This is a genomic window from Streptomyces sp. NPDC057682, from assembly GCF_042799575.1.
Classification (GTDB): domain Bacteria; phylum Actinomycetota; class Actinomycetes; order Streptomycetales; family Streptomycetaceae; genus Streptomyces.
On sequence record NZ_JBHVIN010000007.1, the window covers coordinates 312,020 to 325,316 of the forward strand.

Genomic DNA, 13,297 nt, shown 5'->3' on the forward strand with positions numbered 1-13,297 from the left:
ACTGGATTGCCGTACCATGAGCACATGAGCGAAATCCCTGAACCCGTTTCGTACGCCACGGCCGAAGGTGGCGCGCCCCGCCCGCCGAGCCTTCTGGCGCTGCCGTCGTACCTCGCGGGGCACATGGCGCGAATCGGCCACGACGTACTCGTGGAGGCGGTGGGGCAGCACGGTCTGCGGCTGCCCCACTTCGCCACTCTGACCGCGCTCGCGGACTTCGGTCCGCTGCCGCAGCATGTGCTGGCCGACCGACTCGGTTTCCAGCGCAGCCACCTGGGCGGCTATCTGGACACGATCGAGGAGCGCGGGCTGGTACGACGCACCCGCGACCGATCCGATCGGCGTCGACAGCTGGTCGAACTGACTTCTGAGGGCGTCCAGTTGCAGCGCCTGCTGTGGCGGGTGGCCCAGGAGTCGCAGGAGTCCTTCCTCGGCTGTTTCAGCCCCGAGGAGCGGGACACGCTGACCACGCTGCTGCGGAGACTGCTGGACGCCGACGACCGCGAACGTCTCGGAAATCATCGCTGACGTCAGGTGGCACATCAGCGATTGCGCCCTGCCGGAACTCGGAAGGAACCCTGCCCGAGAGGGCGGGCAGGGCGGCGGACAGCTCCGAGTGCGTGGCCCGGCCACGGCATAGGAAACAGCGGAGTACCGGAGGCCGACGTGGCGAGGGTGAGTCCCTCAGCCGGTGTGGGCGGCCAGTGCGTCGATGAGGACCGGCCAGAGTTCCCGGGGGCGGTCGTGGCCCATGTCGGGGACGAGGAGGAGGCGCGCGTCCGGGACGAGTTCCGCGGTGCGCTCACCGCCGCTGGGGGCGATGAGCGTGTCGTCCAGGCCGTGGACGACGAGGGTAGGGACCCGCAGCGCGCGGAGGGCGTCGGCGCGTGAGCCGCTGAGGATCATCGCGCCGAGCTGCCGGCCGATGCCGGCGGGGTAGTACGCGCGGTCGTAGCTCGCGGCGGCCAGTTCACGCAGGGCGGCGGGGTCGCCGTAGCGCCTGGAGGCCCAGACCAGTTCCTTCTCGGCCGCGGCGACGTATCCCTCGCGGTCCGCCGGCTTCGGGGTGAACAGCACCGCCTGGGCCTCCGGCGCGGCCTGGCCGTACTCGCTCTCGCCGGTCGAGGACATCATCGAGGTGAGGGTCAGTACCCGGTCCGGGGCGGAGAGGGCCATCGTCTGGGCGATCATCCCGCCCATCGAGGCGCCGACCACATGGGCGCGTTCGATGCCGAGGGCCGTGAGGAGGCCCAGTCCGTCGTCGGCCATGTCCTGGAGGCGGTAGGGGATCATCCCGAGGGCGGCGGGGATGTCGCCCGAGGTGACGGCGGCGATGAAGGCCGCCATGTCGACGGGGTGCTCGTCGAACTTCGTGGACAGCCCGCAGTCGCGGTTGTCGTAACGGATCACGTACCGGCCGCGGTCCGCCAGTGCCCGGCAGAAGTCCTCGTGCCAGGCGATCATCTGCGCGCCGAAGCCCATCACGAGCAGGACGGGCGGGTCCCCGGGGTCGCCGAAGGTCTGGTGGGCGAGGGACACTCCGGGGGACACGGCGGCGATCGGCATGGCCGAATCCTGTCATGGGTCCGGGCAGAGGTCCGAGGCGAGGCCCTGCCGGGGAGCGTGCCCGTGGGCGCGTGCCCCTGGACCCGGGGCGCGGCCCCGTATCGGGTCGGACACCGCTCCGGTCCGCCGGAAGGAGCCCGTGCCCCACCCGTTAGGGTCGCTCCCATGCCGAGAACCACACCGCCCCGCCCGCTCGACGTCGAGGCACTGTTCCCGGAGCTGGCGGCGCACCGGGGCACGACGACCCGGCTCCATCCGCGGCCCGGACGGCCGGAGGCCACGGAGAGTTCGGTGGGCGGGCCGCTGCTGTGGCCGGCGGACGAGCCCTGGCCGGTGTGCACCGAGGCGCACGCCCATGCGCGGGGCCGGCGCCCGGCGGACATCCACCGGGCGCGCGAGGTTCTGGCAGCGGCGTGGCGGCGGGTCCCGCAGGGCGGGCCGACCGACGAGGACCGGCGGCTGCTGGGCGAACTGGAGGAGACCCACCGGGTCGAGGGGGACGCGGCGACCGCTCCGCTGCCGCTGACGGCGCTGGCCCAGCTGTACCGCCGGGACCTGCCGGACCTTCCCGCCGGACCGGACGGCTGCGACCTCCTCCAGGTCTTCTGGTGCCCGTTCGACGCGCACGGCCCGACCGGCCACGGCATGCTGCTCGATCTGCGGTGGCGCCGCTCGTGGGAGGTCACGGAGGTGCTGTCCGCGCCGCCGGAACCGGCGGTCGTCGGCTTCGACGGGTACGTGCCCGAACCGTGTGTGCTGCACCCGGAGCAGGTGACCACCTACCCGTTCGCCGGTCTGCTCCCCGAGGAGCTGTGCGCCCGGATCGACGCCTGGGACGAGGAGCAGGAGGAACGGGCCGAGGAGCGGGAGGACGAGGACGGCGAGGGGGACGCGCCGGTGCTCGGCTACCAGTACGACCTGTCGATTCCGCCGGGCTGGCGTGTCGGGGGCTACGCCTCCTGGCACCTGACCGACCCCTCCCCGATGGACTGCCGGTCCTGCTCGGCGCCGATGGAACTGCTGCTGACCGTCGACAGCTCCGAGTGGGACGGCGGCAGCGGAAGCTGGAGGCCCCTGGAGGACCGGGGCCTACGCGCGCGCCGCGCCGCCGCCCCGACCGCCGTCGTGGTGGGCCGCTGGGGCGAGCTGAACGTCTTCGCCTGCCCCCGGGATCCGGGGCACCCCCACCGCTGGAGCATTCAGTAGGGGGCGGGTCCGCGCTCAGCTCGCGGGGGCCTCCCGTGCCGGGCGCAGCAGTACGGGCAGCGTGGTGTGCCCGTTGCTGATGAGGCTCGGGAGTCTCGTCAGCTCCTCGGGGCGGGCGGCCAGGCCGCTGTGCGGGAAGCGGGCGAAGAACAGCCGCAGGGCGGTGGTGACTTCGAGGCGGGCGAGCGGGGCGCCGAGGCAGAAGTGGACGCCGTGGCCGAAGGCCAGGTGCTCCTTGCCGGGGCGGGTGGCGTCGAAGCGTTCGGGGTCCTCGTGCAGGTCCGGGTGGCGGTTGGCCGCGCCGTAGGAGGCGATGATCGCCTCACCGGTCCGGATGGTGCGCCCGTCGGGGAGGGGGATGTCGGCGCGGGCGTAGCGCAACGGGAGGTGCTTGACGGGCGGTTCGTGGCGCAGGGTCTCCTCGACGACGTCCTGCCAGGTGCACCGGCCTTCGCGGACGTGGGCGAGTTGGGCGGGGTGGGTGAGCAGGGTGGTCACGGCCTGGTCGATGACGTTGGCGGTGGTCTCGTACCCGGCGCTGATCATGAGCAGGAGCGTGTCGCGCAGTTCGGCGTCGCTGAGGACCGAACCGTCCTCCTCGTCGCGGGTGGCGATCAGCATGGACGTCAGGTCGTCACCGGGTTCGGCCCGTTTGGCCGCGACGAGTCCGGCGAGCAGCGCGTAGAGCGAGGCGGTGTTGGCGGCCTGTTCCCCGGCGGTCAGATGGGTGGCGAACACGTTGTCCACCAGGGTGCGGAACTCCTCGCGCCGGTCGGCGGGCAGGCCCATGAGCCGGCCGATGACGGCGATGGGCAGCGGATGGGCGAACCGCGCGCGCAGATCGACCGTCGTCCCGGGCGGCAGCGCGTCCAGTTCGTCGAGGAGGCCGGTGACCAGCGCCTCGATGTCCGCCGCGAGGACGGCGGTACGGCGGGCGGAGAGCGCGGGGGCGATCATGCGGCGCAGCCGGCTGTGGTCCGCGCCGTACGCGGTGAACATGTTCTCCACCGCGATCCACAGGGCCAGCGGCCAGGTCGCGACGGCCTCGGCGTACGCGGGCCAGTGGGCCCGGCCGTCCTTGGAGACGTCCGGGCTGGTGAGCAGCCGCTTCAGCAGCGCGGGGTCGGAGACGGACCACGCGCGCACCCCGAGGACGTCCACGGGGGTCGCCGGGCCGCGCGCGAGGAGCGCCCGGTGCTCGGCGTCCGGGTCGCTTCCGGTGGGGTCGAGGACGAGTAACGGCTGCTCGGACATGGGGGTTTCTCCTTCGACGGTGGTGCGGCCGGGCCGCCCCGGCCCTGAGCGGTGGGCCGGGCCTCGGCGCCCCGTAAGGCTGCCCGGTCCGTGGTGCGGCTACCCCGGCCCGGCCGGGACGTACGCGCCGTTCCCCGACGGGCCGGGGCTCCGGCCCCCGCGTCCCGTGGCGGAGTACCGGGCTCCGGCCCGCGCCCCCGTGTCGGAGCGCCGGGACTCCGACTCCCGCCCCCTGTAACGGGGTTCAGGCGAACGCGTCCTCCAGCGCCAGCCTGCGCACCGTGCGCAGCGCCGTGCGCAGGACGTCCGGCTCCGCCGAGCCGAGTGCGAGGCGGATCGCCTGCGGGGTGCGGGCCGAGGTGCTGAAGGGCTCGGCCGTGGTGACCGAGACGCGGTGCCGGGCGAGGGTGGCCGCCAGGCGGTCGGCGCGGGCACTGTCGGGGAGCGGCAGCCAGGTGAAGTAGGACGCGGGGTGGGCGACGAGCGGCAGCCCGGCCAGTTCCGTGGCGGCGAGGGCCTGGCGCTCGCGGGCGTCCGCCCGTTTCCGCGCCTCCAGCGCGTCGACCGTGCCGTCGTCCAGCCACCGGCAGGCGAGCGTCGTGGTCAGTGCCGGGGTGTTCCAGGTGGTGGCCCTGATCGCGCGTTCGAGGGCGGGGACCAGGTCGGGCGGGGCGAGGACGTGTCCGACGCGCAGTCCGGTGGCGACGCTCTTGGAGAGGCCCGAGACATGGACGGTGCGTTCCGGTGCCCGTTCCACCATCGGCGGGGGCGGGTTCTCGACGAGGAAGGCGTACGAGGCGTCCTCGATCAGGAGCACGCCGTACCGCCGGGCGATCGCGGCCAGGCGGACCCGGTCGGCCTCGGGCATCACCGATCCGAGGGGGTTGTGCAGGGTCGGCATCGTGTAGAGGGCCCGCACGGGCCGGGCCGCGCAGAGCCGTTCCAGGGCGTCGAGGTCCATGCCGTCGGCCGTGGCGGGCACGGGTTCCGGATCGAGGCGGAGGGTGTGCGCGAGCACCTTGAAGCCGGGGTAGGTGAGCGCGTCGACCGCGACGACGTCCCCCGGTCCGAGCAGGGCCATGGCCGTGACGGCCAGGCCGTGCTGGGCGCCGCCCACGATCAGGACGCGGTCCGCGTCGGCGGTGATCCCCCGGCGGCGCAGATGCCGGGCGATCGAGGCCCGGTCCTGGGGGCGGCCCCGGTGCGGCTGGTAGCGCAGCAGCGCTTCGAGGTCGCCGGAGACCGCGATGTCCCGCAGCGCCGCGCGCAGCAGGCCGGTCTGCCGGGGCAGCGAGGGGTGGTTGAAGGTGAGGTCGACGGCGTCGGCGGCGACCGTCCGCTGGTCGGCGCCCTGGCCGGGCGGGGCCGCGCGGTCGCGGACGAAGGTGCCGCGCCCCTGTTCGCGGCTGACCAGGCCCATGGCGTCGAGTTCGGCGTAGACCCGGGTCGCGGTCACCACCGCGACGCCCTCGCGGGCGGCCAGTGCGCGGTGGGTCGGCAGCCGGGTGCCCGGGGTGAGCCGCCCCGTCCGGATGTCGGAGGCGAGGGCGTCGACGAGGGCCTTGTACCGCGCTGCTGCCATGGACCGGATTGTATCCATGACAATTCTTTGACTGTCCTGGCAGCGGATTCGTAGCGTGGCGGCCCGTCCGCACCGCTCGGCGGGACGGCCGCTTCGTACCGTGGCGGCCCGCCCGCCCCCTCCGCAGGAAGGCCACCGCCGTGCACATCGCCATCCTCACCTTCGACGGCTACAACGAACTCGACTCCCTGATCGCGCTCGGGGTGCTGAACCGCGTCCGGGCCGACGGCTGGCGCGTCACCCTCGCCTCCCCCACCCCCCGGGTGACCTCCATGAACGGGGTGGTGGTCGAGCGGATGTCGACCTTGGAGGAGGCCTGCGCGGCGGACGCCGTCGTCGTCGGCAGCGGCATCGCCACCCGGGAGGTCGTCGAGGACCCGGCGGTCATGGAGGTGCTGCGGGGGCTGGACCCGTCCCGTCAGCTCATCGCAGCCCAGTGCTCCGGCGCCCTTGTCCTGGCCCGGCTCGGGCTGCTCGGCTCCATGCCCGCCTGCACCGACCTGACCACCCGGCCCTGGGTCGTCGCGGCCGGCATCGACGTCCTCGACGCGCCCTTCCACGCCCGGGGCTCCGTCGCCACCGCCGGCGGCTGCCTCGCCTCGCCCTATCTCGCCGCCTGGATCATCGCCCGGCTGCGCGGCCGGGAGGAGGCCGAGAGCGCCCTGCACTACGTCGCCCCGGTCGGCGAGAAGGAGGAGTACGTCGCCCACGCCTGGCGCACCATCAGCCCGTGCCTGCCCGCGGCCCCGGCCCGGGACCTCCTCACGGCCCCGGCCTCCTGACCGGCGGGGCGCGATGACGGCTCCGTACGAGTGCCCGCCGGTGGAGCCTGCACGGATCGTCGCCGCCCACCGGTTCTGATGACGGGATGACCACGGACCGGCCCCTGTACCGCGTCAAGCGGCGGCTGCTCGGCAGGCCGCTGACCACGGACCGCGTCAGCGAGGAGAAGCTGAGCAACCGGACGGCACTCGGGGTGCTGGCCTCCGACTGCGTCAGCTCCTCCGCATACGGTTCCGAGGAGATGCTGCGCGTCCTCGTGCCCGTCGTGGGAACGGCGGCGTTCACGATGGTGCTGCCGGTGACCGGGGCGATCCTGCTGGTGCTGCTGCTCCTGACGCTCTGCTACAGCGACGTGGTCATGATCTACACCCGGGCCGGGGGGTCGTACGTCGTGGCCCGGGAGAACTTCGGCCCGGACGTCGCCCAGATCGCGGCCGTGGCACTGCTCGTCGACTACATCGTCACCGTCGCCGTCCAGGTGTCCGCCGGAACGAACGCGCTGATCTCCCTCGCGCATCTGGCGGGCAACGGCTGGACCGGCCTGGACCATCTCCAACTGCCGGTCTCCGTGGGGGTGATCGTGCTGCTGGCGTACGGGAATCTGCGCGGCGTGCGTGAGGCGGGGCGGATCTTCGCGCTGCCCGCGTACCTCTTCATGGCCGCCATGGGCCTGGTCTTCGCCGTGGCGGCGGTCCGCGCGCTCGCGGGCGATCTGCCGCACGCCGATCTGCACGCCGCGGGCGTCGTCCCGCTGGGCACGCCCGGCGACGGCTGGCTGCAGGGCGCGTCCCTCTTCATCGTGCTGCGCTCCTTCGCGAACGGCGGCTCCTCCCTCACGGGGCTCGAAGCCATCTCCAACGGCATCTCCGCCTTCCGGGAACCGCAGGGCCGCAACGCCCGCCGCACCCTGATCACCATGAGCGCGGTGCTGGCCGTCCTGGTCCTGGGCGTATCCCTGCTGGCGCACGCCACCCACGCCGTCCCCTACACCGACGGCACCCCGACCGTCATCGCCCAGGAGGCCCGGCTCGCGTTCGGCCGGGGCACCCTGGGGACGGCCGGGCTCGTCCTCGTCCAGCTCGCGACCGCGCTGATCCTGTACACCGGGGCCAACACCCCGTTCACCGGCTTCCCGTTCCTGGCCAGCTTCGTCGCACAGGACCGGTTCCTGCCCCGGATGCTGACCAGGCGCGGACACCGGCTGGCGTTCTCCAACGGCATCCTCACGCTCACCGCGCTCTCGCTGGCCCTGCTGCTGGTCACGGGGGCCAGCGTGGACCGGCTGGTGGCGCTGTACGCGATCGGCGTGTTCACCGCCTTCACCATGGCCGGCTCCGGTCTGACCGCGTACCACCTGCGGCGGCGCGAGGCCTGGCGGCGGACGAAGACCGGGGTCAACGCCGCGGCGGCGGTCATCTCCGCCGCCGTCGTCCTGATCTTCGCCGTCACCAAGTTCACCGAGGGCGCCTGGCTGGTCGTCATCGTCTTCCCGCTCGGTGTCTGGGGGCTGATCCGGATCAACCGCGAATACCGCCGGGAGGCCGCCGCCCTGCAACGCCTCCCCGAGGGCGCCGACCGCCCGCGCTCCCGCCGCCACCAGGTCTTCGTACTGGTCGAGACCCTGGACCTGGCCACCCTGAAGGCGCTCCGCTACGCCCACGAACTCCGCCCCGACCTGGTGCGGGCCGTGCACTTCGCCATCGACGTCGCGCACGCGCAACGGCTCTCCGCCGTCTGGGAGTCGACGTCCGCGACCTCCGTCGAACTCGAACTGGTCGACTGCCCCGACCGCAGACTCCGGCACGCGATGCGGGAGCTGGCCGTCCGCACCACCGAGGACGGCGAGACCTCCCTGACCGTGCTCGTCCCGAGGCGGATGTACGCCAACGCGCTCGGTAAGATCCTCCACCGCGGCACCGGCGAGACGATGGCCCGCACCCTGGAGCGGCTCCCCCATGTCGCCGTGACCATCCTGCCGTTCAACGCGTCCTACGCGATGCGGGCCCTGGAGGCCGACCGGCTGCCCGACCTGGACTGATCCCGTCCTCCTCACCCCGGACGGGGAGGCCGACGCGTTCTTCCGGACCACCCGGTGGGACCGGTACCGGCTCGTCGCCCACGGCGCCGACATCGCGCTGCTCGACGACGGCCGGATCTGCGCGGCGGCGCGCACCGCGACGGAGACGTCCGATCCGAAGCGCGCCGAGCGGTACCGGGCGGACCGCCGCCGCGCCGGACGCGGCACCGTGCTTGGGCCGCTCGACGCCGCGATCCTCACGTACACGGGGCAGTACGCACACGGTGCGACGATCCCGAAGCGGCTGCCCGGCGCCGTCGCGCCCGCGCTGCTGCCCGAGGTGCTGCGGGTCGTCGCCACTGCGGAGGAGGCGTGCGCCGGGATGCGGATCGGTCTCGACCCGCGCCGGGGCCGGGGCGCGACCGACAAGAGCGCCTGGCCGCGGATGCCGGCGGCGGTCGAGACGGGCCTGTGCCGGGCCCACCCCCGGCTCGCCGACGACGCGGTGCGCACGCTGTGCTTCCTGATGTGCTCGGAGGCCGTGGACCGTGCGAAGACCTCGCCCGAGCCGGACGACGAGGAGGCCGAGGAGACCTGGGCCCCGGACTCCCACCGCCCCTGGTTCACCGACGTCACCGCGTTCGAGCGGGAACGCGCCCGGCGCGCCGGGCGGTAGGACGGGCGGGACCGGTCCGGCCGAGGCAGTCCCCCGGTCAGTCCCCGGGGTGGGCCATCGCGTCGATGGCGACCGCGGCGGCCAGGACCGTGGTGGGGTCGGCCCCGGGACCGATGTCGAGGCCGTAGGTGTCGCGCACCCGGAACCACTTCTTGGAGACCTCGGCGATCTTGTAGCCGTCGCGTTCGATCGTGTACTCGTGGTCGACGATGTTGCCGTGGACGGTGAGGTCGTCGCCGTTCTCCTGCTTGATGCGCCAGCGGTCGCGCAGCGGGCCGACGACCGCCTTCTTGACGATCGCCACGCGCTGCCCGTCGGCGTCCTCGATCGCCATGGACTCCTTGATCCGCAACGGCCGGCTCTGGACGGTGGCGACGCGGTGGCCGTCGCGGTCCTCGATGTGGAAGGTCCTGCGGGCCCGGAGCGCCTTGCCGTCGACCTTGTAGCGGTGGTCACCGGCGTCGTCGTCGATCCAGTAGTCGTCGCCGATCGAGACCAGCTTCTGACGCATCCGGTAGCGGGTGACGTTCTCGCCGTGCTCGAACGCGCGATTGGCGTGACGGCGGTCCTTGCGCTCCTGGAACATGGCCCGTCCTTCCCGCCGTCCGCCGGCGGGGAACCGGCTCCGTGACGGCAGTTCCGTCCTTCCTATCCCGCGCCGTCCCGCCGCGCACCTTTTGCCCGGGGGCCGGTCCGGCTCAGAAGGGCTCGGCCGCGCGCAGGATCTCCTCCGGCAGGTAGGGCGAGCGGACCAGGATCTCCCAGCCCCGCCGGCGGGCGTGGCAGGCCAGGGCGAGGACGTCCGGAGCGACGGCGGCGTCGGGATCGTCGGCGCGGTCGGCGACCTGGTAGTGGGCGCGGTGGGCCTCCAGCGCATCGGCCAGTGCCAGGGAGAAGCTCTCCTCGTCCCCTTCGACCAGCTGCGAGAGCAGCACGGCCGGGGGTGCGGGGAAGGTGCGGTTGCCGAGTGCCCGAGCCTGTCGGACGGCGCGGAGCGCGGCCGGTTCGGGGTCGTCGCCCTTGAGGTAGGCGTGCAGGGCCTCGCGGTAGGCGGCGAAGGCGGAGCGGTCCGGCCCCTGGAGCGCGGGGCCCGCCAGGACAAGCGGGGCGAGGTCCTCGCGGGCGCCGGTGATCAGGGCGAGGACGGTGGCCCGGTGCCAGATTCCGGGCCCGGCCGACTCGTGGGGTCCGCCGGGGTGGCGCAGGAGGTGGCCGTCGACGGCCGCCTCGACCTCGGTGTCCGGTGCGGCGAGCGCGACGCGGAAGAGGAAGGCGCCGATCCGGGAGGCCCTGCGGAGCGTCGCCAGCTGGGCCCCGACGGTGCCGGCGGCGGTGCCGGCGCGCCAGGCGAAGAGGCGCTCCTGGTCCTCCATGACCCGGGAGAGCCGCCACACCTCCGCCGGCTTGCCCTCGACGGGGGTGAACGCCGCGCGGGCGCGCTCCTCGTACCGGTCCTCGACGTGCTCCGGCGGCGTGGCGGCGGGGGCGGGGCGGTCCACCGTCAGCGGGCCCGCGGCCAGGGCGGCCACCGCGTCCGGCCGACGGTCCCGGCCGAAGGCCGCGACGCGGGGGCCGGGCGTCTCGAAGCCGGTGACCAGGGCGTGCGGGAGGTAGTCGGTGCGGACGGCGGGGGCCCAGCCGTGCCGGCGGTACGCGAGCGCGGCGAGGGCCAGGGGGACGAGCGGCAGCAGCGTGCGGGGGCTCGCGGAGCGACCGTACAGGGCGCCGTGCGCGGTGAGGACGCCGGCCAGCGCGGCGTCGAAGGCTGTCCGGTCCTCGGCGGCCAGGGCCCGCAGCGCGCGCAGGGCCAGGCTGTCCGGGCGGTCGAGCAGGGGCCGGCCGGTCTCCTCCGCACCCGCCCGGAGGCGGTCCAGAGCCGCGTCGACGGCGGCGGTCCTGGCCGCCTCGGTGAGCGGATACTCCCCGTCCTCCCCCGCGTCGTCCAGGACGACGGCCATCAGCCCGGTGGCCAGTTCCCCGGCGGGTGTGCCCTGGGCCTTGGCGGCGAACTCGGCGCGGGCGAAGGAGAACGCCTCGCCGTGCCGGGCGGTCCGGTCGCGGAGCACGGCCAGGCAGAGCGCGTCGATCCAGTCGCCGGGCGTGACGCTCTCGGCGGGAGCGTCCTCGCCGGGCTCGTAGCCCATGCCGAAGTTCACGTAGTCCAGGAAGACGTGGAAGCCGCAGTACGGGTGGTAGGCCGCGTAGGTCACGGCGCCGACGGCGGCCTCGCAGGCGTCCTGGAGGACGGCCTCGGCCTCCGGGGTGGCCAGTTGGGGCGTCTCCACGGAGAGTGCGCCCAGGTAGTCGAGGAACTCGTCGGCTATCAGCTGCCATTCGCGCGTCGTCATCCGGTCGGCCCGGGACATCGAGTGCACCATGCGGCCGATGCGGTGGGGGAAGTCCTCGCGCGCCGCCGACACGGCTGCCCCGCCCACCTGATGACGCTCTATCAGCACGCTTCCGCTCCATGGTTCCGCTGCACGGCCGACTCGCCCGGCCGGCTCTGTGCGGACCAGCCTAGGGGGTGCCACCGACAGTGCGGCCTCCCGGCTCCGCGCGGCCGGGAGGCCGCTGCCCCGTGCGCCCGCTCAGTCCGTGAGCCGGCCGATGACCGCGCTCATCGCGGCGCGCAGGGCGTCACGGATCTCGTCCGTGACGGGGTCGCCCTCGAAGGCGTGGTGGCCGCTGGGGACGTCGATGATCTCGATGTCGGTGCCGTGCCGGGCGGCGGAGGTCAGGAACTCCTCGACGGTGGCGGCGATTCCGGGCATCTCCTGTCCGACGCGGGTGAGGACGAGGGGCAGGGAGCCGGTGCCGGCCAGTGCGTCGGCCGGGCGGAAGCGGTCCTCGACCGGGCCCCAGCCGGGGAGCGGGACCAGGATCGGATACGAGGCGGCCAGGCACCGCAGCCAGGCCGGCGGGGCGCCGAGCCAGTCCGCGCAGAGCAGGCCGCCGCCCGAGAAGAACCAGAGGGCGATCCGGTCGGCGTCCACCCGGGGGTCGGACCGGACCCGTTCGACGGCGGCGGCCACGTCGTCGGCGGCGCGGGCGTAGTCCGTGGTGTCGTGCAGACGGTGGTCGAAGAGGACGCCGACGACGCCCTCGGCCGCCGCGTAGCGGGCGTATCCGCGCAGGGCCGTCCAGTCGCGCGGGGTCGGTTCGACCCCGGCGGGCACCGGTCCGCCGTGCACGAACACCACCGCGGGGCGGGGCCCGCCGCCCTCGGGGACGTAGAGGTCGATGTTCCCGTGGCGCTCCGGCGTCCGCTCCGGGACGTCCAGCGGGAAGGGGCGCAGATGGGCGGGCGGACGGTCCGCGTCGGGCTTGGTCAGACGGTGGCCCTCCCCCGCCGCGGCCCGCAGCAGGACATCGGCGAGTTCGCCGGGCCGGGACAGCATCGGCCAGTGTCCGGTGGCCAGTTCGAAGAACGAGATGCCGGGCGAGGCGAGCATGCCGATGACGGGGTCGCCGAAGTCCACCCGCTGCTGGAGCAGCCCGATGGAGCCGCCGTTGGCCTGGCAGAGCACGCCGGTGACGGGGAGCGCGCCGGACGCCCCGGTGAGTTTCAGCGGCTGGAGCAGCGTGGCGAGGGGCTGCGGCGAGGCCAGGGAGGTGAGGTGCTTCAGCGCCGCGTCGTCCAGTCCGTCGGTGCTGCCCCAGCGCCGCCACTGCTCGGGCTCCGGGACGGGCAGGGGGCGCACCGGCCCGTCCGCCCCGGCCAGCGCGATCACCTCGTCGCGCAGTCCGGCGTCCGCGACGACGGCCAGGGCGGGCATGCCGTCGGCGGCCGGACCGGTGTCCACGGCGACGATCCGGGCGATGTGCCGGGCGCGGCGGTCCGCGGCGCCGAGCAGCGGATACATGCCGTAGTCGTGGCCGACCAGGACGATCTCGGGTGCGGGGCCGTCGCCCGCCGAGGCCACCACGTCGTCGATCACCGCGAGCACGTCCGCGATGTGCCGTTCCAGGTCGACGGGGTCGTCGTCCCCGTCCGCCCCGGGACCGAGTCCGGACAGGGCCACCGGGTGCGCCCCGGCGCCCGCCGGGACCAGCCGGGCGGCGGTCCCCTCCCATACCCGCGCACCCGTGAACATGCCCGCTACCAGGATGAATTCCGTCATGGTCGGCTCCTCGGCGATCCGTCGGCGGCGGCCCGGCCCCGTGGTCCGGCCGCCCTCGCCGGTACGGTAGAAGCTCCCCCGGAGGGAGGTTC

General features: G+C 74.2%; 10 protein-coding genes and 1 pseudogene. 5 read left to right on the forward strand and 6 right to left on the reverse strand.

What is annotated here, in order from left to right; genetic code table 11:
* Positions 1–24 precede the first annotated feature (24 nt).
* Positions 25–528 (forward strand): MarR family winged helix-turn-helix transcriptional regulator, encoded by a 504-nt coding sequence (locus ACFVDM_RS15605; RefSeq protein ID WP_383638815.1) that lies wholly within the window; start codon positions 25–27, stop codon positions 526–528.
* Between the two features lie 156 nt (positions 529–684).
* Here the strand turns inward: ACFVDM_RS15605 and ACFVDM_RS15610 are convergent, their stop codons facing one another.
* Positions 685–1,566: an alpha/beta fold hydrolase gene (locus ACFVDM_RS15610; RefSeq protein WP_383638818.1), complete on the reverse strand. Its 882-nt coding sequence runs from the start codon at positions 1,564–1,566 to the stop codon at positions 685–687.
* 165 nt (positions 1,567–1,731) lie between these two features.
* Between ACFVDM_RS15610 and ACFVDM_RS15615 the strand changes: the two genes are divergently transcribed.
* Positions 1,732–2,772, forward strand: a complete 1,041-nt coding sequence (locus tag ACFVDM_RS15615) for a hypothetical protein (protein ID WP_383638821.1) — start codon at positions 1,732–1,734, stop codon at positions 2,770–2,772.
* Positions 2,773–2,787: 15 nt separating this feature from the next.
* On the opposite strand, the gene ACFVDM_RS15620 is transcribed toward ACFVDM_RS15615, so the two are convergent.
* Positions 2,788–4,026 carry a cytochrome P450 gene (locus ACFVDM_RS15620; protein WP_383638824.1) on the reverse strand — a complete coding sequence of 413 codons (1,239 nt, stop codon included), beginning with the start codon at positions 4,024–4,026 and terminating at the stop codon, positions 2,788–2,790.
* Between the two features lie 244 nt (positions 4,027–4,270).
* Complete coding sequence (locus tag ACFVDM_RS15625) at positions 4,271–5,608, reverse strand: PLP-dependent aminotransferase family protein (protein WP_383638827.1); 1,338 nt, start codon at positions 5,606–5,608, stop codon at positions 4,271–4,273.
* Between the two features lie 140 nt (positions 5,609–5,748).
* Here ACFVDM_RS15625 and ACFVDM_RS15630 point away from each other — a divergent pair, with 140 nt between their 5' ends.
* The 3 genes and pseudogenes from ACFVDM_RS15630 to ACFVDM_RS15640 all read left to right on the forward strand — a co-directional run.
* On the forward strand, positions 5,749–6,390 hold the full coding sequence (locus tag ACFVDM_RS15630) for a DJ-1/PfpI family protein (RefSeq protein ID WP_383638831.1): 642 nt from the start codon (positions 5,749–5,751) through the stop codon (positions 6,388–6,390).
* Between the two features lie 86 nt (positions 6,391–6,476).
* Entirely contained in the window at positions 6,477–8,429 is a 1,953-nt protein-coding gene (locus ACFVDM_RS15635) for an APC family permease (RefSeq protein WP_383638835.1), read from the forward strand.
* A pseudogene (locus ACFVDM_RS15640) lies at positions 8,428–9,072 on the forward strand (DUF6357 family protein); the annotation flags it as partial. The gene ACFVDM_RS15635 and the pseudogene ACFVDM_RS15640, both read left to right, overlap by 2 nt.
* 49 nt (positions 9,073–9,121) lie before the next feature.
* Here the strand turns inward: ACFVDM_RS15640 and ACFVDM_RS15645 are convergent.
* The 3 genes from ACFVDM_RS15645 to ACFVDM_RS15655 all read right to left on the reverse strand — a co-directional run bounded on the left by ACFVDM_RS15645 (position 9,122) and on the right by ACFVDM_RS15655 (position 13,205).
* Positions 9,122–9,670, reverse strand: coding sequence for an LURP-one-related/scramblase family protein (locus ACFVDM_RS15645; RefSeq protein WP_383638837.1), 549 nt, complete (start codon positions 9,668–9,670; stop codon positions 9,122–9,124).
* A 112-nt stretch (positions 9,671–9,782) separates the two neighbouring features.
* Positions 9,783–11,540, reverse strand: a complete 1,758-nt coding sequence (locus tag ACFVDM_RS15650) for an immunity 49 family protein (RefSeq protein WP_383638840.1) — start codon at positions 11,538–11,540, stop codon at positions 9,783–9,785.
* A 132-nt stretch (positions 11,541–11,672) separates the two neighbouring features.
* Positions 11,673–13,205, reverse strand: coding sequence for an alpha/beta hydrolase (locus tag ACFVDM_RS15655; protein ID WP_383638843.1), 1,533 nt, complete (start codon positions 13,203–13,205; stop codon positions 11,673–11,675).
* Positions 13,206–13,297: the final 92 nt, after the last annotated feature.

Bases quoted from the DNA above. Each gene is read 5' to 3' on its own strand.
- ACFVDM_RS15655 (WP_383638843.1), bottom strand. From the start codon at position 13,205: ATGACGGAATTCATCCTGGTAGCGGGCATGTTCACGGGTGCGCGGGTA.
- ACFVDM_RS15615 (WP_383638821.1), top strand. From the start codon at position 1,732: ATGCCGAGAACCACACCGCCCCGCCCGCTCGACGTCGAGGCACTGTTC.
- ACFVDM_RS15620 (WP_383638824.1), bottom strand. From the start codon at position 4,026: ATGTCCGAGCAGCCGTTACTCGTCCTCGACCCCACCGGAAGCGACCCG.
- ACFVDM_RS15645 (WP_383638837.1), bottom strand. From the start codon at position 9,670: ATGTTCCAGGAGCGCAAGGACCGCCGTCACGCCAATCGCGCGTTCGAG.
- ACFVDM_RS15605 (WP_383638815.1), top strand. From the start codon at position 25: ATGAGCGAAATCCCTGAACCCGTTTCGTACGCCACGGCCGAAGGTGGC.
- ACFVDM_RS15635 (WP_383638835.1), top strand. From the start codon at position 6,477: ATGACCACGGACCGGCCCCTGTACCGCGTCAAGCGGCGGCTGCTCGGC.
- ACFVDM_RS15625 (WP_383638827.1), bottom strand. From the start codon at position 5,608: ATGGCAGCAGCGCGGTACAAGGCCCTCGTCGACGCCCTCGCCTCCGAC.
- ACFVDM_RS15610 (WP_383638818.1), bottom strand. From the start codon at position 1,566: ATGCCGATCGCCGCCGTGTCCCCCGGAGTGTCCCTCGCCCACCAGACC.